Source organism: Halosimplex carlsbadense 2-9-1 (genome assembly GCF_000337455.1).
GTDB classification, from domain to species: Archaea; Halobacteriota; Halobacteria; order Halobacteriales; family Haloarculaceae; genus Halosimplex; species Halosimplex carlsbadense.
This window is the reverse complement of sequence record NZ_AOIU01000008.1, coordinates 1-19,154: the sequence shown is the minus strand read 5'-3', so window position 1 is coordinate 19,154 and position 19,154 is coordinate 1. Positions and strand designations below refer to the sequence as shown.

Annotated in this window: 20 protein-coding genes; 10 read left to right on the top strand and 10 right to left on the bottom strand. The window is 70.2% G+C overall.

Features of this window, described 5'->3' with window-relative positions; all coding sequences use genetic code 11:
• The first annotated feature begins 52 nt into the window (after positions 1 to 52).
• Both eif1A and rio1 read left to right on the top strand, forming a co-directional pair.
• Positions 53 to 340, top strand: coding sequence for a translation initiation factor eIF-1A (gene eif1A, locus C475_RS02860; protein ID WP_006882256.1), 288 nt, complete (start codon positions 53 to 55; stop codon positions 338 to 340).
• Positions 341 to 412: 72 nt separating this feature from the next.
• On the top strand, positions 413 to 1,267 hold the full coding sequence (gene rio1, locus C475_RS02855) for a serine/threonine-protein kinase Rio1 (RefSeq protein ID WP_049929957.1): 855 nt from the start codon (positions 413 to 415) through the stop codon (positions 1,265 to 1,267).
• A 19-nt stretch (positions 1,268 to 1,286) separates the two neighbouring features.
• On the opposite strand, the gene C475_RS02850 is transcribed toward rio1, so the two are convergent.
• The gene (locus C475_RS02850) at positions 1,287 to 2,072 is read right to left on the bottom strand and encodes a 23S rRNA (uridine(2552)-2'-O)-methyltransferase (protein ID WP_006882254.1); all 786 of its coding nucleotides are present in this window, start codon (positions 2,070 to 2,072) and stop codon (positions 1,287 to 1,289) included.
• 174 nt (positions 2,073 to 2,246) lie between these two features.
• On the opposite strand from C475_RS02850, the gene C475_RS02845 reads away from it, so the two are divergent.
• The 3 genes from C475_RS02845 to C475_RS02835 are packed head-to-tail and all read left to right on the top strand — an operon-like array spanning position 2,247 to position 4,703.
• Positions 2,247 to 3,158 (top strand): NmrA/HSCARG family protein, encoded by a 912-nt coding sequence (locus C475_RS02845; RefSeq protein ID WP_006882253.1) that lies wholly within the window; start codon positions 2,247 to 2,249, stop codon positions 3,156 to 3,158.
• A 52-nt stretch (positions 3,159 to 3,210) separates the two neighbouring features.
• Positions 3,211 to 3,978, top strand: coding sequence for a hypothetical protein (locus tag C475_RS02840; RefSeq protein WP_006882252.1), 768 nt, complete (start codon positions 3,211 to 3,213; stop codon positions 3,976 to 3,978).
• A 59-nt stretch (positions 3,979 to 4,037) separates the two neighbouring features.
• Positions 4,038 to 4,703, top strand: coding sequence for an NAD-dependent epimerase/dehydratase family protein (locus C475_RS02835; protein ID WP_006882251.1), 666 nt, complete (start codon positions 4,038 to 4,040; stop codon positions 4,701 to 4,703).
• Positions 4,704 to 4,721: 18 nt separating this feature from the next.
• On the opposite strand, the gene C475_RS02830 is transcribed toward C475_RS02835, so the two are convergent.
• Both C475_RS02830 and C475_RS02825 read right to left on the bottom strand, forming a co-directional pair.
• Positions 4,722 to 5,456, bottom strand: coding sequence for a sporulation protein (locus C475_RS02830; protein ID WP_006882250.1), 735 nt, complete (start codon positions 5,454 to 5,456; stop codon positions 4,722 to 4,724).
• A 125-nt stretch (positions 5,457 to 5,581) separates the two neighbouring features.
• On the bottom strand, positions 5,582 to 6,223 hold the full coding sequence (locus C475_RS02825) for a hypothetical protein (RefSeq protein ID WP_006882249.1): 642 nt from the start codon (positions 6,221 to 6,223) through the stop codon (positions 5,582 to 5,584).
• Between the two features lie 157 nt (positions 6,224 to 6,380).
• Between C475_RS02825 and C475_RS02820 the strand changes: the two genes are divergently transcribed.
• Complete coding sequence (locus tag C475_RS02820) at positions 6,381 to 7,124, top strand: DNA polymerase sliding clamp (protein ID WP_006882248.1); 744 nt, start codon at positions 6,381 to 6,383, stop codon at positions 7,122 to 7,124.
• A 104-nt stretch (positions 7,125 to 7,228) separates the two neighbouring features.
• Here C475_RS02820 and C475_RS02815 read toward each other — a convergent pair whose 3' ends face one another.
• Positions 7,229 to 10,444: a methyl-accepting chemotaxis protein gene (locus C475_RS02815; protein ID WP_006882247.1), complete on the bottom strand. Its 3,216-nt coding sequence runs from the start codon at positions 10,442 to 10,444 to the stop codon at positions 7,229 to 7,231.
• Positions 10,445 to 10,724: 280 nt separating this feature from the next.
• Here C475_RS02815 and C475_RS02810 point away from each other — a divergent pair, with 280 nt between their 5' ends.
• From C475_RS02810 to C475_RS02795, 4 genes are all read left to right on the top strand, one after another.
• Entirely contained in the window at positions 10,725 to 12,524 is a 1,800-nt protein-coding gene (locus tag C475_RS02810; RefSeq protein ID WP_006882246.1) for a TraB/GumN family protein, read from the top strand.
• 92 nt (positions 12,525 to 12,616) lie between these two features.
• On the top strand, positions 12,617 to 13,228 hold the full coding sequence (locus tag C475_RS02805) for a zinc metalloprotease (protein WP_049930014.1): 612 nt from the start codon (positions 12,617 to 12,619) through the stop codon (positions 13,226 to 13,228).
• Positions 13,229 to 13,282: 54 nt separating this feature from the next.
• Positions 13,283 to 13,690, top strand: a complete 408-nt coding sequence (locus tag C475_RS02800) for a pyridoxamine 5'-phosphate oxidase family protein (RefSeq protein WP_006882244.1) — start codon at positions 13,283 to 13,285, stop codon at positions 13,688 to 13,690.
• Positions 13,691 to 13,837: 147 nt separating this feature from the next.
• On the top strand, positions 13,838 to 15,577 hold the full coding sequence (locus C475_RS02795) for a histidine kinase N-terminal 7TM domain-containing protein (RefSeq protein ID WP_006882243.1): 1,740 nt from the start codon (positions 13,838 to 13,840) through the stop codon (positions 15,575 to 15,577).
• On the opposite strand, the gene C475_RS02790 is transcribed toward C475_RS02795, so the two are convergent.
• The 6 genes from C475_RS02790 to C475_RS02765 form a co-directional block, all read right to left on the bottom strand.
• Entirely contained in the window at positions 15,562 to 15,954 is a 393-nt protein-coding gene (locus C475_RS02790; RefSeq protein WP_006882242.1) for a hypothetical protein, read from the bottom strand. The two genes, C475_RS02795 and C475_RS02790, sit on opposite strands and share 16 nt — an antisense overlap.
• 87 nt (positions 15,955 to 16,041) lie before the next feature.
• Positions 16,042 to 16,551, bottom strand: coding sequence for a hypothetical protein (locus tag C475_RS02785; RefSeq protein WP_049929953.1), 510 nt, complete (start codon positions 16,549 to 16,551; stop codon positions 16,042 to 16,044).
• 73 nt (positions 16,552 to 16,624) lie between these two features.
• Complete coding sequence (hisH, locus tag C475_RS02780; protein WP_006882240.1) at positions 16,625 to 17,275, bottom strand: imidazole glycerol phosphate synthase subunit HisH; 651 nt, start codon at positions 17,273 to 17,275, stop codon at positions 16,625 to 16,627.
• Between the two features lie 117 nt (positions 17,276 to 17,392).
• The gene (locus C475_RS02775; RefSeq protein ID WP_006882239.1) at positions 17,393 to 18,196 is read right to left on the bottom strand and encodes an inositol monophosphatase family protein; all 804 of its coding nucleotides are present in this window, start codon (positions 18,194 to 18,196) and stop codon (positions 17,393 to 17,395) included.
• 83 nt (positions 18,197 to 18,279) lie between these two features.
• Positions 18,280 to 18,873: a uracil-DNA glycosylase gene (locus tag C475_RS02770; RefSeq protein WP_006882238.1), complete on the bottom strand. Its 594-nt coding sequence runs from the start codon at positions 18,871 to 18,873 to the stop codon at positions 18,280 to 18,282.
• Between the two features lie 55 nt (positions 18,874 to 18,928).
• Positions 18,929 to 19,154 (bottom strand): endonuclease dU (locus C475_RS02765; RefSeq protein WP_006882237.1); only part of this gene is annotated, 226 nt, incomplete at its 5' end.

The following is a 19,154-nucleotide window of genomic DNA, read 5'->3' as shown; positions in this document are numbered from 1 at the left end:
GCCGATCCCGATTCTGCAAAAGTTAAAACGTCTCCCGAGTCAACGGTCGGGTATGAGCGACAACGAGGGTCGAACCGACCTGCGGATGCCGGACGACGACGAGGTGTTCGCCGTCGTCACGGAGATGCTCGGGGCCAACCGGGTAGCGGTACGCTGCATGGACGGGACCAACCGCACCGCGCGCATCCCCGGCAAGATGCAGAAACGCATCTGGATCCGCGAGGACGACGTGGTGCTCGTCGAGCCGTGGGACTGGCAGGACGAGAAGGGCGACATCACGTGGCGCTACGAGAAACAACAGGCCGACCAGTTGCGCGAGGAGGGGCACATCCAGGAGTAGCATGGAGGACCACACCACCGCCGGGCGCGCACCGGCTATCTTCTCCTCGCGCGCCGGGTGGCGCCGCTGACCATGCCGGAGTACCGCCTGCTCGACACCGACGAGGCCGACGCGCCCGGTGACGAGTTCGAAGAGATCGACGTCGAGGACACCGAAGCCGACACGATTGCCCGCCAGCGCGACCGGGAGTTCAGCGAGTTCCGCAAGCGAATCAAGAACACCGAGCAGTTCAAAGTCGAGGCCTCGGTGTTCGACGACGCCACCTACGCCGCCCTCTACAAGCTCGTTCAGGACGACTACATCGTCGCCTTCGGGGGCCCCATTTCCACCGGCAAGGAGGCCAACGTCTACACCGCCCTGGGCGACGAGGACACCGAGGTCGCCGTCAAGGTCTACCGCATCAACGCCTCCGATTTCACCGACATGCGCGGCTACCTCGACGGCGACCCGCGCTTCCGGGGCATCGGCTCGGACAAGAAGAAGGTCGTCCTCGCGTGGGTCCGCAAGGAGTTCGCCAACCTCAAACGCGCCCGCACGGCCGGCGTGCTCGTCCCCGAACCCATCGCCGTCGAGCGCAACGTCCTCGTCATGGAGTACCTGGGCACCGAGGAGGGGCGGGGCAAGCGTCTCTCCGAGGTGAACCTGGAGAACCCCGAAACCGCCTACGAGGTGGTCCGCGAGTACATGCGACGGCTGCACGACGCCGGGCTCGTCCACGGCGACCTCTCGGAGTACAACCTGATCGTCCACGGCGACCACATCTACGTCATCGACCTGGGCCAGGCCGTGACGGTCCACCACCCCAACGCCGAGGAGTTCCTCGACAGGGACTGCGAGAACGTCGCCGCCTTCTTCGGCCGGCAGGGCCACGACGTGACCGCCGACGAGCTGAAGGCCTACATCATCCCCGACGAGCAAGCGGAGTGACCGCGGGACAAACGGCGGCCTACTCGGCCGGCTGGGCGAACCCGAAGTTCGGCTTCACGTCGCCGACGCGGACTTCCAGCGTGTCGCCCTCCTCGACGCCGGAGACGAACAGCGTGAACCCGTCGACTTTGGCGATCCCGTCGCCCTCGCTGCCGATATCGACGATCTCGACCTCGACACGGTCGCCCTCACGAACCGGCGCCGTCAGGTAGTTCTTGGCGACCAGATACAGCTCCGACGAGGAGTCCCGGGAGGCCTCGGGGCGGACCTGCCGGACGTACTCGAACTGTTCTTCGATGTCGGCCTCCAGGTCGTCCAGATCTTTCCCGTCGAACACCTTGACGGCCAGGTCGCCGCCCGAATCGAGGACGCGGTCGGCGACCTCGAAGGCCTGGCGGGCGAGGTGGACCGAGCGGGCGTGGTCCAGGTCGTAGTCGCCGGTCATGTTCGGTGCCATGTCCGAGATGACCACGTCGACCGGGCGCTCGCCGGTGTCGGCGCCGACGCGCTCGACGACCTCGTCGATGGTCGACGCCTCGGTGAGGTCGCCGCGGACGAGTTCGACGCTGTCGTGGTCCTCCAGCGGGTCGATGCGCTGGCGGTCGACGCCGACGACCGTCCCCCGGTCGCTCACCTCTTCGGCGGCGACCTGGAGCCACCCGCCGGGGGCGGCGCCGAGGTCGACGACCGTGTTCCCCGGTCCGAACAGCCCGGCCGTCTCGTCTAGCTGTTTGAGTTTGTACGCCGAGCGGGCGCGGTAGCCCTGCTGTTTCGCCCTGTTGTAGTAGTCGTCTTTCCCGGACATAGTCAGTTGTCCCTGCATACCCCACCGAGACGGATAACTGGCTCGGAGCGGGGCGTCGGCGGATGCGAGCCGTTCCCGGCCGCCGTGCGCTGTCCCGGTGGCATCGATGTCAGCCGGTATCATGTACGACGCCTGAAACTTATGAGTGCGCTCGCCCTACCGATATACGAGCCAATGAGTGACGAATCCACGAGCGTACTGGTGACCGGAGCGACAGGCAATCAGGGCGGCGCGGTCGTCGACCACCTGCTGGCGAGCGAGGCGGCGTTCGACGTGCGGGGACTCACCCGCGACGCGAGCAGCGATGCGGCGGCGGCGCTCGAAGACCGCGGCGTGACGGTGGTCGAGGGCGACCTGAACGACACCGAGTCGCTGCGCGGGCCCGTCGGTGACGCCGACGCGGTGTTCGCGATGACGAACTTCTGGGCCGTGGGCTACGACCAGCAGGTCGAGCAGGGCGAGAACATCGCCACCGTCGCCGACGAGGAGGGCGTCGACCACTTCGTCTTCTCCGGCGTCGGCAGCCACGACGAGGAGACGGGCGTCCCGCACTTCGACTCGGCGGGCGAGATCGACGAGTTCCTCCGCGGGACGGACCTGGACTGGACGATCTTGAAGCCCGTCTTCTTCTTCGAGAACCTCGAGGCGTTCGCCGAGGACATCGTCGACGACGGGCAGCTCGCGCTCCCGCTGGCGGAGGGCGTCTCCCTCCAGATGGTGAGCAACGACGACATCGGACACGCCGCCGCCGTCGCCCTCGAACGTCCCGAGGCGTTCGTCGGCGAGTCGATCGACCTCGCGGGCGACTCGAAGACGCTCGAAGAGACTGCCGACGTGCTCTCCGACGTGACCGGCGTCGACGTAGAAGCCGTCCACGTCCCGATCGAGGACGCCTACGAGAGCTTCGGCGAGGAGTTCACCGTCATGTGCGAGTGGTTCAACGAGGTCGGCTACAGCGCCGACATCGAAGCGCTCGAAGCGCAGTTCGGCTTCGCGTTCGACGATCTGGAGGGGTACCTCCACGACCACGGCTGGGCGGACAAGGACGGCATGGCGACCGTTCCCGGCTGGGTCAAGGCGATGTAGTAAGGCGGCCGAGAATACGAAGGTTGGAGTCGGTCCCGTCCCTGGCCGGGGTATGCCGACACAGGACGGCGGCCACGTCGACGCGGCGGTCGCGGCGCTTGCGGCCCGCGAGTACGAGCGAGCGGGCGACGAGTACACCAGAGCGGGCCGGCGAGTGCTCGCCGACCCGCGGCCGGATCTGGACCCGTTCGCGGCCGACGAGAAGGGGTGGGTCGGCCAGGGACTCCAGTACCTCGTCGTCGCCGCAGTGGCCTACCGCGTCGCCGACCGCCCGGATCGAGCCACCCATCGCGCGGTCGAGGGCGTCGCCGTCGCCCGCGACCTGCGGACCGCGCTCGACCACCCAGTCCAGCGGGCCTGCCTGCTGGAGTTCGTCGCGGACTATCGCGTCGCCGGCGGTCTCGACGGCGCGAGCGACGCCTACGACGAGGCCGCGACGGCCTACCGCGAGGCCGACGACGCCGTCGACGACGCGCAGTACTGGGGGACGACGCCGCTGTTCCAGGCGGCGGCGGACCCGATCAAACAGGTCGCTCGCGGCGGGGCCAACGGCGAGATCGCCGTCGACTGGGAGGACTTGCACGGCGCGGACCCGAGCGCGGCCGGCGACTTCCTCGCCCACAGGGCCGAATACAAGCGCCAGCGCTTCGTCGGGCTCGTCGAGCGAGCGGTCGCCGACGGCCACCTCGCCGCTCCCCGCGGGACCACCGAGTACGGCAACGCGAACCACGAGTGTCCGGCCTGTGGCTCCGCGGACGTGAACTGGGCCGGCGACGATATCCTCTGTCTGCGCTGTTCGACGCCGGCCGAGCGGACCTGACGAGGCGGTGAGCGACCGCACCGGGTGGCGCTTATGACCGTGGAGGCCTGCGCTCCGACGTGCATCTCCTGGTCACCGGCGGCAACGGTTTCATCGGACGTCGAGTCTGCGAACGCGCGGTCGCCGACGGCCACGACGTGACGAGCGTCGCGCGCAGTGGCCCGCCCGCTCCCGAACACCGCGAATCGTGGACGGGCGCCGTCGAGTGGGTCGCGGCCGACGTGTTCGCGCCCCACGAGTGGCGCGACCGCCTCGCGACCGCCGACCGCCTGGTCCACTCGGTCGGGACCATCGACGAGGCCCCGACGGCGGGCGTGACTTTCGAGCGGATCAACGGCGACTCCGCGCTCGTGGCGGCGCTGGAGGCCGAGCGGGCGGGCGTCGACCGGGTGGTCTACGTCTCCTCGTCGACGAAACCGCCGCTGGTCCGCGAGGCGTACCTCACGGCGCGCCGGCGCGCCGAGGCCGCCATCGCCGACCTCGACCCGACCGTCGTGGTCCCGCGGTTCGGTCCCGTCTACGGCCCCGACCAGCCCCACTTCCCGGCGGTCGCCAACCGGCTGTTCGCCGCCGTCGGCCGGTTCGAACCCGTGGCGCGGCTGTTCGGCGTGGACCTGTCTCTTATACACATCTCTGATGGNGGGTCCGCCGCCGGTTTCGCGGACGGTGGGTCCGCGAACGGTGGGACAGTGGAGGGCGGTCCCGCGGACGACCGGACGAGATGAGCGACGGCGACTCCCGACTCAGACCAGTCGGTCGATCGTACTTTCGAGCTGCGAGCGGGCGGCGTCGGCGTCGACCTCGGGGAGGGCGAAGCTCGTCTTGCGCTCGTCGGCGTCGGCGAGTTCGCTGAGCAGGCCCGCGCGGCGGTCGACCTCGGCGTAGACGGTCAACGCCTCCGGTGACGGATCGAAGACGAGTTCGAGTTCGTCCAGGTCGCCGCGGAAGGGGCCGCCGGAGGCACGGAACTCGAACTCCTGGACGAACCGGCGGTCGGTGTAGCGGGCGTAGGGGTCTGCTTCGCAGTCGGCGGTCCGGAAGGACAGGCCCAGGTCCTCGGCGGCGTCGAAGACGGTCTGCATCCGATCGGTGGGTCGGACTTCCAGCCGATCCTTGTCCTCGGGGTCGACGGCCATCGACACCTCCAGGTCGGTGTCGACCCACACCGACGCGTCCCCCATGGTCAGCGGCGTCGCGTAGGGGATATCGAGCGTCGTCTCGTAGCTCGTCGACTCGTCGGGCTCGACGGTGAATCCGTCGGTGAGGTGGAGGCGGTCGACGGTCGCATCCTCGTAGCCCTCCTCGCCGCGGTAGCGGGTCTCGACTTCCAGTTCGATCCGGTCGACGGTCTGTTCGGCGTCGCCGCCTTCGACTTCCACGACGGCGTCGACCGAGTCGCCCGGCCGGACGGTCTCGTTCGCCAGGACGGTGTCGACGGTCGCGTTCCCGATGCCGACTGATGCGAGGATCTTCTTCATCCGATCCGACACTTCCGGCGGCTCGGTACATAAAGGTACGTGCGTTCGGGCCCCGGACGGGCCGGTCTGGGACGGAGTGGAGTCGTCGGGTTCGAAGCGGGACCATCGGGGAATGCGGGGGACCGTCACTCCTCGCGGTCGCGACGATTGAGGAGCGCCCCGCCGCCGAGGAGGCCGGCCACCGTCGCGAGCGGGCCGAACCCGGGGCCGAAGGCGCCGGACCCGCCCTCGCCGGGCTCCGTCGTCTCAACGTCGACGTTCACCTCGGAGAGACCGATCTGTTCGAGACTGACGCCGAGAAAATCGCTGTCACAGCGATTGAATCGGTTGACGATGTAGAGTTTGCCGGCGGTCACGTCCGCCGTCTCGCCGATGTACAGCGTGGTCTCGGCTTGCTCGGTGCTGTCGTCTTTGCGGTTGATGAGCTGTGCGTCGTAGGCGAGCATCTCGTCGGGCGGCCACGTGTCGCTGCCGACCAGCTCGCAGTCCGCCGCGACTCGTTCCTGTTCGGGGGAGAGCGACCCGCCGACGTGGACCATGAACCCGGCGAAGTTGGTGCCGTCGGTCCATTTCGTCGGCTCCGGAATCGCCCCGGCCTCGGTGACCTGGGCCGCCGCGACGTCGCTGGTGCCGACGAAACCGCCGGCGGCGACCGCTCCGGCCCCCAGTGTCGCGGCGCTCTTCGCGAGGACGGACCGACGCGTGACCGCCGCCTCACCGGGCGTACCGTCCGCCGACTCGTCGGCGTGGTTCCGGTCTCGCTCCATAGTCGGGGTTCGTCGGTGAGTCGTCTAATCGACGTGCGCGCATTCGCAGGCATCGCGGCGGCCGGCCGGACCCGCTGAAACCGCGTCACGCGGCCACGCGCGGGCTCGCGGGTAAAGAAGGGACTTTTTAACGGATGGGGGCGTAGCCGCGGGCAAGATGTTCAACGCTATCGTGAGCGCGGACACGCTCCGGACGACACTCGACTCCGTGAGCGTGCTGGTGGACGAGTGCAAGATCCACCTCGAAGAGGAGGGCCTGGAGATCCGGGCGGTCGACCCCGCTAACGTCGGTATGGTCGACCTCGAACTGTCGGCCTCGGCCTTCGAGTCCTACGAGACCGACGGCGGCGTCATCGGCGTCAACCTCTCGCGGCTGGAGGACATCGCCGGCATGGCCGACGCCGACCAGCTCGTCCACCTCGAACTCGACGAGGAGACCCGCAAGCTCCACATCGCTATCGACGGCCTGGAGTACACGCTGGCGCTCATCGACCCCGACTCCATCCGCCAGGAACCGGATCTGCCCGACCTCGATCTGGCCGCCGAGATCGTCATCGAGGGCCGGGACATCGACCGCGCCGTCACCGCCGCGGACATGGTGAGCGACCACATCGCGCTCGGCGTGAACGAGGCCGACGAGTACTTCTACGTCGACGCGGAGGGAGACACCGACGACGTCCACCTCGAACTCACTCGCGACGACCTCATCGACCTGACCGCCGGCACGGCCCACTCGCTGTTCTCGCTGGACTATCTGAAGGACATGAACAAGGCCATCCCGAAGGACGCCGAGGTGCGGATGGAACTCGGCGAGGAGTTCCCCGTCAAGATGCACTTCGACATCGCCGAGGGCGAGGGCCAGGTCACGTTCATGCTCGCGCCGCGCATCCAGAGCGACTAACCACCCGTCCGCGCTCCACAGTTTTCGCCGTTCGTTCGCCTCGCCAGCGGCCGCTCTGCCAGACCGGCGACCGCTCGGCCACCGCGGGTCGCCCCGTCGGTCGCTCAGTCGTCGTCGCCCACTGCGTCCGGCCGGCCGCCGGACGAGTCACCACCGGGAGCGTCGAGGGCGGGGCCGTCGCTCGCCCCCGCGGCGGACACGTCGAACTCGTCGACGAGGGACTGCAGGTCGGCGGCGAGGGCGGCCATCTCGTCGACGTTGGCCGCGACGCTGTTGACCGAGGCGGCCTGTTCCTCGGCCGCGGCGGAGACGTTGCTCGCCTCGGCGGCCGTCTCCTCGCTGACGGTGCTGACCTCGTCGACCATCGCGACGACCTCCTCGGTGGAGGCGGCCTGGTCGTCGGTGGCGTCGCTGATCTCCCGGACGCCGGCTTCGGCGTCCTCGACGGCGTCGGCGACGTCGTCGAACTGCCCCATCGCGTCCTCGATGGTGTCGACGCCGGACTCGACGCGGTCGCGCATCCGCTCTATGTCCGCGACGGCGTCGCCGGTCGTCCCCTGGACCTCGCCGATGCGCTGTTCGACGCGCTCGGTCGCGGTGGTCACCTCGTCGGCCAGGCCCTTGATCTCGTCGGCGACGACCGCGAAGCCCGCGCCCGCCTCGCCGGCGTTGGCCGCCTCGATGCTCGCGTTCAGCGCCAGCATGTTCGTCTGCTCGGCGATGTCGTCGATCATGGCGACGATCTCGCCGATCTCGTCCATCTCCTCGTCGAGCGCCGCGATCTGGTCGGCGGCCCGGTCGCTCTCGGTCTCGATCTCGGCGATCTCCGTAGAGGCGTCTGCGGCCTGCTCGCGGCCGGCGTCGGCTCGCTCGGCGGCGCGGCGGGCGGTCTCGGCCACGTCCGCCGACGAGGAGGCGATCTCCTCGACGGTCGCAGAGAGGTCGTTCATCTCGCCGGCGGCCTCCTCCAGGTTCTCCGCCTGGCGGTCGGCCCCGCTGGATATCTCCTGGACCGAGTCGGCCACGTCCCCGCTGGCGGACTCGATCTCGTCCGTGCTCCCGGCCACCTCCTCGCTGGCCGCCCGGACCGACTCGGCGATCTCCTGGACTCGCGCGACGCTCTCGTCGACCGCGTCGAGCCCCTCGTCGATGTTCGCCATCACGGCGCCGTAGTCGCCGGGCAGGTCGGTATCGAGGTCCTGGTCGAGCCGGCCGTCTCGCAGGTCGGCGCTGACCGCCTCCAGCTGGTCGAAACTCTCCGAGAGCTGTCCGAGCCCGTCGTCGAGTTCGCCCATCACGGCGCCGTAGTCGCCGGGCAGGTCGGTGTCCAGATCCTGGTCGAGCTGGCCGGCGCGGACGTTGGCGCTCGCGCGGTCGATCTCGTCGAAGCTCGTCTGCAACTGCCCCATTCCGTCCTCGAGCGCGGTCATGATCTCCCCGAACTTCCCGGGGAGGTCGGTCTCGACGTCGTCGTCGATGTCGCCGGCCCGGAGGCGCTCGCCGACGGCCTCGATCTGTTCGACCTGTCGGTCCATGTTGGCCCGCATCTCGTCGAAGGCGGCGACCATCTCGCCGATCTCGTCGTCGCGGTCGGCGGCGTCGCCACCGGTGTCGCCCTCGTCGTCGAACCGACCGTTCGAGAGCGCGGTGGCCCGCTCTTTGACCCGAACGATCGGTCGGGAGATGTAGCGGGCCGCGCCGTAGCCGGCGCCGCTGACGACGACCGCCGCGAGGAGGAACAGGCCGAGCATGAGGGTGCGGGCGTCGGCGCTCCGCTGCTGGAGGGTGGCACCGAGCGCCGCGATCGGTTCGTTCACGTCCGACGCGGGGACCGTCGCCACGAGCGTGAACTGCCGGTCGCCAAGGCGGAGCGGCGCGAACTGGACGTAGCGAGTGGCGTTCGCACCGTCGACGGACCGGGTGTGGGTCGCCATCCCGGACTCGCCGGCGAGCATCCGTTCGGTGACGATATCGCCGAGTTCGGCGCCGTACTCGCCGTCGGCGGCGTTCGTTCCCGCGGCCACGAGCGAGCGATTCGAGTGGCTCACGATCCGGCCCTCGTCGTCGAGGACGTAGAGGGAGCCCCTGTCGCCGACGGTGACGGCGCTGGTCGTCTCGGTGATCAGCGAGTAGTTGAACTGCGCCGCGACGACGCCGCGGACGGTGCCGTTGTAGTAGACGGGCGCCGCGACGGGCAGTCGGGCGCCGTCGTCGGTGGTCCGGACCTCGCCGTAGTAGGTCTCGCCGGCCGGCAGCGACGTCGCCCGCTGGAACCACGTCGCGTCGGCGCGCGACACTCGCGTGCCCAGTCGGGTGACGACCTCGTCGTCACGGCGCTGGACCCGGATCTGCGTCTCGCCGTCGGCGTCGACGAACGTGAGCGACTCGAACGCCGGCGACTCCGTCCCGCCGACGCTCATCGTCTGGGTCTGGGCGCGCCGTCGGAACGAGGACGCCGCCCGCTGTTTCGCGTCGGTCTGCGCCGTCTTCTGGAGTTCGTAGTGGTAGACGCTCGGTGCGAGGACCCAGTCGAACGGCTCGTAGTAGGTGTAGGAGATGAACTTCGTCTCGACGGGGTTGCCCTCCTGGGTGGTGTCCTCCCAGTCGTACTCGGCGACGCCCCAGCGCTCGCCCCCTTCGATGCGCGGCGACGACTGGATGCGCTCTTTGATATCGTCGAACACCCGCAGCGTCCCGCCGGAGTCCTCCTTGAGGTTGTGGCCCTCCTCGAGGCTGTGGTGGACGACGACGTTCGACTCCAGGTCGGTGATGTAGGCGTAGCCGGTGTCGCCGACGTACCCCGGCTGGAAGGTTTCGTACATCGTTCCGTTCTCGGCGAGGCCGTCGCCGGCCGTCCCGGCGATCCGCGCTTCGACCCGGCGTTCGACCGCGCGCTTCTCCGAGGCCGACAGCGCCCGCCACGAACGGCCGTCGTACTCGGCCGCGAGCACCGACTGGCGGACGCTCTCGATCCCCGTGTGCATCTGGAGGGCGACGTGGCCGACCTGCTCCTGGCCCATCCGCTGGATCAGGTCCATCTCGCCTTCGCCGGCGGCGAGATAGTTCTGCACCGGCGCCGAGGCCGCCGCCGACCGCACGTCGACCCCGCGCTTGTCGATCTCCGACTGGATACCGTCCTGTCGCGCGTCGACGGTCGTGTTCAGTTGATTCGTGATCTCCGCGCGGAGGTACTCCCCGCTCTGCTCCTGAGCGTGCTGGTTCAGATCGCCCATGCTGGTGGTCGCGACCGCCCCCACGGCCGTCAGCGGCACCAGCGAGATGACGAGAAAGAGAACGACCAGCTTGATCTTCAGGTTCATACTCACGAGACTCCGATACCGGTATATAGAGGTTGGCGGCAAATTTTCCCAACTGATAGCCACCGTTTCGATCCGCCGGAACGACCTCCGAAACTGGATATATCTCTGATTGTTCTCACGGACCGAGTCGATCCGGTCTCCGGGCGTGGTTCTCGGGAGGCGGGCCCACACGGGTTCGGATCCGGATGAGTCGGGCGGGTCGGTGGCGATACCCCGCGCGGCCGAACCCGTCGCCCGCGTCCCGACAACGGTAAACCGGACGGCCGTGTAACGCTGACGAATGACCGAGCCCGCCGGTGACGACATCGGGGTCGACGGGGAGCTGTCGCTCCCGCCTTCCCGCGAGCGCGGCGAGGGGGAGGTTCACGTCCTCGGCACCGCACACGTCTCCGAGCAGAGCGTTCAGGACGTCGAGGAGACCATCGCCGAACGGAAGCCGGACGTGGTCGCCGTCGAACTCGACGAAGGGCGATTCCGCCAGTTGAAAGGCGAGACGCCCGACGACATCGACCCCGGCGACATGCTCCGGGGCAACACCGTCTTCCAGTTTCTCGCCTACTGGATGCTATCCTACGTCCAGACCCGCATGGGCAAGAAACTCGGCGTCGACCCCGGCGCCGACATGCTGGCCGCCGTCGATTCCGCCGAGAAACACGGCCTCGGCGTCGCGCTCGTCGACCGCGACATCCAGCTGACCGTCCAGCGGTTCTGGGCCAGACTCAGCCCGCTGCGCAAGATATCGATGCTCGGCAACCTCACCCTCGCAGTCGGGTCGCCCGTCGCCGTCGGTGCCGGCCTCGGCCTCGCGTTCGGCCTGTTCGCCGGCTTCTCCCTCGCGATGGTCGCCGCGGGGTCGCTCGGGTTCGCGAGCGCCGATTTCGTCGCCGCGCTGGGTCCCGACACCGTCGCGCTCGCTGGCGGCCTCGTCGGCGGCGTTATCGGCGGCGTCGTCCTCTGGAGCCTGCTCGAACCGTGGCTGGCCGAGTGGCTCGACCCCCTGCCGGTCCCCAACACCACGTACACGCGCGCCGCGGTCGGCGTCGTCGTCGGCTCCGCGGCGGGCGTCGCGATCGCCGCGAGCGGCGGGCTCGCGCTCGGCCCCCTCTCGCTGTCGAGCGACCGACTGACCGGGCTGGGCGGGTTCGTCCTCCAGGCCGGGACGGGCGTCCTCGGCGGCGCGCTGGCCGGCGCGACCCTCGGCGCGCTCGGCGGCGCCGTCCTCGGGCTGTTCCTCCCCGAGGAGGAGGACCTCGAGGAGATCGACATCGACGAGCTGACCGACGCTGACGTGGTGACGGCGATGATGGAGGAGTTCCGCCGGTTCGCACCGGGAGCGGCCGAGGCGCTCATCGACGAGCGCGACGCCTTCATCGCTCACCGACTCGTGGCGCTGCGGGAGGCGGGCTACAGCGTCGTTGCGGTCGTCGGCGCCGGCCACCGCGAGGGGATCGAACGATACCTCGCCGACCCGGAGAGCCTGCCGCCGATGGAGTCGCTGGTCGGCGAGACCTCCGGGTCGAGTCTCACGGGGTATCTCTACAAGGCGGTCGGCTACCTGCTGACGGTCGGCTTCCTCGTCTTCTTCGCGCTGCTGGCGCTGGGCGGGGCGAGCAACGCGTGGCTGGTCGAGCTGTTCGTCGCGTGGTTCGTCATCAACGCCGTCCTCGCGGGCGGGCTGGCCAAGGTGGCCGGCGCGACCTGGCCGAGCGCGGTCGTCGGCGGCGGCGTCGCCTGGCTGACCAGCGTCAACCCGCTGCTGGCGCCCGGCTGGTTCGCCGGCTACGTCGAGTTGCGATACGTCGACGTGAACGTCTCCGACATCGCCCGGCTCAACGAGATCATGGACGACGAGACGGCGCCGGTGAGCGAGATCTTCGCGCGGATGCGCCAGGTCCCGCTGTTCCGACTGATCCTCGTCGCCGGCCTGACCAACGTCGGGAGCATGATCGCGAGCCTCGTCGTCTTCCCGCTCGTCCTGCCGATGCTGTCGGCGCCGATCGGCGGCGTCGACGCCATCCCGGGCCTGCTGCTCGACGGCGCGCGCAACGGGTGGCAGATCGTCTGGGGTGTCGTGTCGTGAGCGGCCCCGCGGGCGGCGGTCGGCCCGGACAGGGTGGCCGCGGCGGCCCCGGCGGTCGCCGCCGACCGGGGAGCGGCCGCGGCTGGCACGGCATCAGCTTCAGCCGGCGCGAACTCCGGGATCTGGGGATCGCGTGGCTGGCGCTGGGCGTCGCGTTCATGCTGTTCATCGACCGGTCGCTCGTCGACGCGGTCGCCCGCGGAACCGTCGCGTCGTCGACGATCGCGATCGCGCTCGGCGTCTCCCTGGCGAGCGTCGGCGTCGCGTTCCTCCTGCACGAACTCGCCCACAAGGTCGTCGCCGTCCGCTTCGGACAGGTCGCCGCGTTTCAGGCCGACTACGGCATGCTCTTTCTCGCCGTGATGTCGGCGCTAGCGGGCTTCCTGTTCGCCGCGCCCGGCGCCGTCGTCCACCGCGGCCGGATCACGGCCCGCGAGAACGGCCTCATCGCGCTGGCCGGCCCGGTCACGAACGTCGGGCTCGCCGCCGTCTTCCTGCCGCTGTTCCTGTTCGGTCCCGGCCTGCTCGGCCTGGTCGGCCAACGCGGCCTCAGCATCAATCTCCTGCTCGCGGGGTTCAACATGATCCCCTACGGCCCGCTGGACGGCCGGAAGGTCCTGGGCTGGAGCAAGCCGGTGTACGTCGCCGCCGCCGTCCCGATGGTCCTGCTCGCGCTGTACGCGCTTGTCGGCCTCGGGCTGTGAGCCGACGGCCACCCGGCGAACAACCTACTTCCGGCTGGCGGCTCAACCGCCGATATGGCCCAGCCAGTCCCCGACGAGGTCGAAACGCTGTTGACCGGCGCCCCCGTCGCGGCCCACCTCGCGACCTGCGCCGACGGCCGGCCCCACGCCGCGCCGGTCTGGTTCCGCTACGAACCGGCCGACGGCGACGACCGGCCCGTGATCGAGGTGATGACCACCGGCCGGAAGCTCGCCAACGTCCGCGAGAACCCCCGCGTCGCGCTCTCGATCCAGGAGAGCGACGCGGGCCACCCCGAGTGGACGGTCACCGTCCGCGGGACGGCGACGGTCGTCGAAGACGCCGCCGTGACCGAGCGGGCGAACCGGCGGATCAACGAGCGCTACGGCGCCGACCCCGACGACTGGTCGGACAACACCCTCGTCCGGATCGCCGTCGGGTCGGCGTCGCATCGAACGTACTGACCCGTCGCTCCCTCCGGTGGGGTGTCCTCGGCGCGCGAACGCGGCTGTGGGGGCCTCCGCCGGGGAAAGCGCGGTTACAATACTGACTGGGACGAACGAGACGGGTCGGACCCAAATCCCGAAGTAACTGTACTCGCTGTAGTACCCATGGCACTCCTGCCGTGGCCGGTGGCGGCCTCGTTCGCGGCGGCGGCGGGGACGCTGCTGCTGGTTCGGTATCTCCGGCGATACCGCGGCAAACCGGGCGCGGACTGGTTCCTGGCGAGTCTGGGCGCCCAGGCGACCTGGAGCGCGGCGTACGGGGCCGCACTGCTGACGTTCGCCGAGCCGGTGCGGTGGGCGCTGGAGGTGGTCTCGTGGGGGGCGATGGCGGGCACCGGCGTCTACTTCCTGGCGTTCGCGCTGGCGTACACCGGGCGCGGGGGCGTCGTCGACCGGGCCCGGTGGGGGTTCGCCGCGTTCCCGATACTCGTCGGGCTGATCGGGGCGACGAATCCGCTCCACGGGCTCGCCTGGACGGACTTCACGGTGGTCGAAGCGCTCGGCGTCGCGGGCGCGACCTACGACATGCGGCTGTGGGCGCTGCTGGCGGCGACCGCCGGCGTCCTGCTGATCACCGTGGGAAGTCTCCTGCTGTTCGACACGGTCGTCAGCTACGGCCCGCTGTATCGGCGGGAGGCGGTCGCGGTGGGGCTGTCGACGTTCCCGCCGGTCGCGGCGGTGCTGGCCTGGCTCTACGGCGTCGGGCCGGTGCCCGAAGTCAACTTCGTCACCGTCGCCTTCCTCCCGCACGTGGCGCTGGACGCCTACGCGTTCGTCGGCAGCGACATGTTCGAGTTCCACCCGGCGACGCGGCGGGTGGGCGAGCGAGCGGCCATCGACGACCTGGGCGCGCCGGTGGTCATCGTCGACGAGCAGCGGCGGGTGGTCACGCTCAACGGGGCCGCGGAGACGGCCTTCGGTGTCGAGAAGACGGCCGCGCTCACCCGGCCGCTGTCGACGTTGCTCGGCGAGGGCGGCGACGACCCGACCGAGGCGGACACCGTGACGGTGCAGTCGGGCGGGCGGCGGCGGATCTTCACAGTGACGACGACGCCGCTGTCCGACGCCGGTGGGACCCACGTCGGCTACACCGTCGTCTTCCAGGACGTGACCGAAGAGCGTCGGCGCGAGCAGCGCCTCGGCGTGCTCAACCGGGTCCTGCGACACAACCTCCGCAACGACATGACCGTCGTTCAGGGGTTCACCGAGGCCGCCGCGCGGGAGGTCGACGACCCCGAGGTCCGCGGGATGCTCGACCGCGCCGAGTCGAAGGCGACGGAGCTGGTCGCGCTCGGGGAGAAGGCCCGGACCGTCGAGCGCGTTCTCGATAGCGACCCGCGTGCCGACCGGGTCGACGTGGCCGAGCTGCTGGCGGCCGTGCGAACGGAGCGACTCGACGGGACGAGCGACGGCGCCGCGGCCGACGGAGGCGCGGCGACCGTGACCGTCGAAGCGGCGGACGTGACCGTCACCGCGGACCCGGCGGTCCTGCAGGTCGTCGTCGGGACGCTGCTGGAGAACGCGCTGGAGCACGCCGGCGAGGCGCCGACGGTGACGCTGTCTGCCGAGCGCCGGGACGATGCGGTAGCGATCACCGTCACCGACGACGGACCGGGCGTACCCGACCACGAACTCGACGTGCTGACGGCGGGCGCGGAGTCGGCGCTCGAACACGGGTCGGGACTGGGACTGTGGCTGGCCGACTGGGGCGCGACGGCGCTGGGCGGCGACCTATCGTTCGACACCCGCGACGGGACGCGGGCGACGGTCACCGTGCCGGACGCTGAAAAGCGAGAGCCGACTGGCGAGTCGCAGGGCGGCGACAGCGATCAGGCGCTCGCGTAGCCGGCGACCTCTTTCTCGTCGAGTTTGCGGTCGGCCTCGGCGACGGAGTCGGCGGTCTCGCCGCTGTACCCCACGTCCCGGGACCGTCGCTCGAAGGCGTTGACGACGACCTCGCTCGTCTCCTCGTCGGTGACGCGGACGACGCGGTCGACGCCTTTCTCCTTCAGCTCGCCCTGGGCGCGCTTGATGGGCTTGGCGGCCTCGGGCGACGGCGGGGTGAAACCCGAGAGGTCGTTGATGATGTCGAACCCGTCACGCAGGTGCTCGGCCGCCTCGACCGTCTCGTCGGCCGCCGTCTCCATCTCCTCGCGGTCCATCCGGCCGGTGAAACTCAGGTGCAGTCGGTTCGTTCGCGGGTCGGCCTCTATCTCGTACATACCAAAACGTAGTCGCCAGTTATCAATGGTAGGAATACCTTACTCGTTAGGGATCGGGGAAACTGCCGAATATCCGGGTGAATAAGCTCAGAGCCGGTCTTCGAGGACGGCACCGAATCCGGCGGCGCCGATACAGAACGAGAGAACGCCACCGACGCCGGTGAGGACGAGCCCGCCGTTGAGGGCGGCGGCGACGAGGAGCGCCGTCCCCCAGTCGTCGCCCTCGCGGTCGACGAACCGCTCGGCGATGGCGAGGAACGCGACCGCCGCGCCGATAGCCCAGACGACGTAGGCCAGAAGGACCAGCGGGATCGCGACGAGGATGCCGAGGATAGTGATCACGAGGACGAGGACGGCGAGCGCGAGGAATATCAGGACGAGGAAGCCGTAGACGAACGATCCGACGGGGTCGTCGACGACCGCGGCCATCCGGTCTTCGAGGAACTCTGGGGCGACGGCGGTGAGGATGGCACCGACGACCAGCGTCGTCAGAAAGGAGCCGACGGCGCCCTGGACGACGTTCGCGACCGGGTTGAGGTCGATGTCGACGTTCACCTGGAGCAACGCCTCGGCGAGACCCACCACCACTGCGGACATAGTGGACGGCAACGACGGCCGAGGGTAAGTAGCCACCGCCGCGAGCGGCGTCGGAAGGGCCCGGACGTGCGCTTCAGAGCCCGTCGACGCAGATATCGACGAAGTTCCGCAGGATACGCAGGCCGGTCTCGCCGGACTTCTCGGGGTGGAACTGCGTGCCGAAGACGTTGCCCCGCTCGTTCGCGACGATGGAGGCGAAGTCGGTCCCGTAGTCCGTGGTGGCGACGACGGCCTCGGCGTCGTCCGGTTCGGCGTAGTAGGAGTGGACGAAGTAGGCGTAGTCGCCGTCGACCCCGTCGACGATCGGGTGGTCGCGGGCCGCGTCGAGTTCGTTCCAGCCCATGTGGGGCACCTTCAGGTCGCCGCGGAAGCGGACGTTGCGGCCCGGAACCAGGTCGAGCCCTTCAACGTCGCCCTGGCCCTCGCGCTCGGCCTCCTCGCTGGTGGTGAGCAGCATCTGCATGCCGAGACAGATACCGAACAGGGGCGTGCCCGCCTCGGCCCGCTCGACCAGCGCGTCGCGGAAGGGGCCGGCGTTGTCCATGCCCTCGGAGAAGGCGCCGACGCCCGGGAGGACGATCCCGTCGGCGCCGGCGAAGTCGCCGGGGTCGTCGCTGAGTTCGACGGCGGCGCCCGCGCGTTCGAGCCCGCGCGTGACGCTGCGGAGGTTCCCCAGCCCGTAGTCGACCACGACGACCTCGGCCGCAGTCGCTCGCGTGTTCATACCCGCCGATACGGCGACCCCGGTCAAGTCGCTTTCCGTCGGCGCAAGCTTCGGCGCGAGCGCCACCGCGCCGCCCTCGCCGCGAGGTCGCGCGGTCACTGCGGTCGGGCGCGGCGCTCACTCCGGTCGGTGGCCGTCGACCGCGCGGGCGGCGTCGACCACCGAGTCGTGGTTGTGGCCGCTGGAGGCGACGAGGCCGCGGCTGTCGTGACGCCAGGGCTCGCCGGCGAGATCGGTGACGCGACCGCCGGCCTGCCGGACGAGGAACGCGCCGGCGACGGTGTCCCAGGCGTTGGTCTCGCGGTTGGTGAACGTGGCGTCGAGCGACCCGGCGGCGACCATCGACAGCGTCGCCTGCGCCGAGCGGAACCTGACGAGGTCGCCGAAGCGTTCGACGATCTCGGTCGCGGCCGCCCCGTACTCCGCGCGGCGGTCGAGCCCCCACCAGAACGTCGGTGCGACCGACTGCGTGTCGGGGTCGTCCCGCGGGCTCACGGCGATCGATTCGTCGTTCAGGCGCGCACCGGACCCGTCGGCGACGTAGGTGTCCCCGAGCGCCGGCAGGACGACCGCGGCGCCGACGGCCTCGCCGTCGACGACCGCGGCGACGGCGGTCGCCCACACGGGGATCCCGTGGACGAAGTTGTTCGTCCCGTCGATGGGGTCGACGATCCACGCCGGCCCCGAATCGGGGACCGCGGCGCCGCTCGCCGTCTCCTCGGCGACGACCGGCTCGCCCGGGAACGCCGCTTCGATCCCGTCGAGCACCGCCGCCTCGGCCTCGCGGTCGGCCCGCGTCACGAGGTCGGTCTTGCCGTCCTTGCGCTCGACGGCCAGTTCCTCCCGGAACAGGTCCGCCGCGACCCCCGCGCCCGCTTGGGCCGCCCGTCTCGCCGTCGCCGCCCGCTCGTCGAGTGACATCCTATCGGCCAGTCCGGACGGACCGCCGATAGTCCCACCGATGCGACCGAACCGGCCGAAGCGGGCCCGCGAGCGGACCCGTCTCAGAAGTCGCCGATCCGCGATTGGCCGCTGGACTCGTCGGTGAACTCCGCCGCCCGCTCCAGCGTCGACGAAAAGGTGTCGCGCTGGGAGGGGTCGTACAGCGTCGCCGCGGGGTGGACGCAGACGAGGACTCGCCGCCGCTCGCCGCCGATCGCTGCCTCCACGACGTCGCCGGCCTCGCCGGTGACGGCGACGTCCCGCTCCAGCAGGTGCTCGGCGGGCACTTTCCCCAGCGTCACGACGACTTCGGGGTCGACGCGGTCGATCTCGGTCTCCAGATACTCGCGGCAGTTCGCGAGTTCCGAGCCCGTCGGGTCGCGGTTGTCGGGCGGGCGACAGCGGACGCAGTTGGTGATGCGCACGTCGCCGCGGTCGAGTCCGGCGTCGCGCAGACCGTCGTCGAGCACGTCACCGGAGCGGCCGACGAACGGTTCGCCGCCCTCGTCCTCGTGTTGGCCCGGCGCCTCGCCGACGAACAACAGATCCGCGTCGGCCGGGCCCACCCCGTTGACGATGCGGTTGCGACACTCGACCAGGTCGGGGCAGCGCTCGCAGGCGACCACCGCCAGCCCGTCCATCTCGCCCTCGCTCATGACTCACGGCTCGTCCGGCACGACCATAATCGGGTCGGTCTCTGCGATGGGCAGGTCAGTCTCCGGCGTCGTCGCCGTCACTCCCGTCGCCGCCCACGAACCGTTCGTCGGCCGCGCGGGCGGCCAGCCGGGCGACTCGCAACGGCTCGGGCCGACCGCCCTCGGGGGTGAACGCGCGCACCACGTCGGCCGCCTCGTCGGCGTCGAGGCCGGCCGCGCGGACGTAGACGGTCCCGTCGTCGAGTTCGACCGGGCGGCGGTCGGGCTGGCGGCGGTAGGCG

Excerpts from the sequence above, each read along its gene's own strand:
- hisH (WP_006882240.1), bottom strand. The coding sequence starts at position 17,275 with ATGAACACGCGAGCGACTGCGGCCGAGGTCGTCGTGGTCGACTACGGG.
- C475_RS02810 (WP_006882246.1), top strand. The coding sequence starts at position 10,725 with ATGACCGAGCCCGCCGGTGACGACATCGGGGTCGACGGGGAGCTGTCG.
- C475_RS02815 (WP_006882247.1), bottom strand. The coding sequence starts at position 10,444 with ATGAACCTGAAGATCAAGCTGGTCGTTCTCTTTCTCGTCATCTCGCTG.
- rio1 (WP_049929957.1), top strand. The coding sequence starts at position 413 with ATGCCGGAGTACCGCCTGCTCGACACCGACGAGGCCGACGCGCCCGGT.
- C475_RS02800 (WP_006882244.1), top strand. The coding sequence starts at position 13,283 with ATGGCCCAGCCAGTCCCCGACGAGGTCGAAACGCTGTTGACCGGCGCC.
- C475_RS02850 (WP_006882254.1), bottom strand. The coding sequence starts at position 2,072 with ATGTCCGGGAAAGACGACTACTACAACAGGGCGAAACAGCAGGGCTAC.
- C475_RS02785 (WP_049929953.1), bottom strand. The coding sequence starts at position 16,551 with ATGTCCGCAGTGGTGGTGGGTCTCGCCGAGGCGTTGCTCCAGGTGAAC.
- C475_RS02845 (WP_006882253.1), top strand. The coding sequence starts at position 2,247 with ATGAGTGACGAATCCACGAGCGTACTGGTGACCGGAGCGACAGGCAAT.
- C475_RS02840 (WP_006882252.1), top strand. The coding sequence starts at position 3,211 with ATGCCGACACAGGACGGCGGCCACGTCGACGCGGCGGTCGCGGCGCTT.
- C475_RS02830 (WP_006882250.1), bottom strand. The coding sequence starts at position 5,456 with ATGAAGAAGATCCTCGCATCAGTCGGCATCGGGAACGCGACCGTCGAC.
- eif1A (WP_006882256.1), top strand. The coding sequence starts at position 53 with ATGAGCGACAACGAGGGTCGAACCGACCTGCGGATGCCGGACGACGAC.
- C475_RS02825 (WP_006882249.1), bottom strand. The coding sequence starts at position 6,223 with ATGGAGCGAGACCGGAACCACGCCGACGAGTCGGCGGACGGTACGCCC.
- C475_RS02820 (WP_006882248.1), top strand. The coding sequence starts at position 6,381 with ATGTTCAACGCTATCGTGAGCGCGGACACGCTCCGGACGACACTCGAC.
- C475_RS02775 (WP_006882239.1), bottom strand. The coding sequence starts at position 18,196 with ATGTCACTCGACGAGCGGGCGGCGACGGCGAGACGGGCGGCCCAAGCG.
- C475_RS02770 (WP_006882238.1), bottom strand. The coding sequence starts at position 18,873 with ATGAGCGAGGGCGAGATGGACGGGCTGGCGGTGGTCGCCTGCGAGCGC.
- C475_RS02795 (WP_006882243.1), top strand. The coding sequence starts at position 13,838 with ATGGCACTCCTGCCGTGGCCGGTGGCGGCCTCGTTCGCGGCGGCGGCG.
- C475_RS02790 (WP_006882242.1), bottom strand. The coding sequence starts at position 15,954 with ATGTACGAGATAGAGGCCGACCCGCGAACGAACCGACTGCACCTGAGT.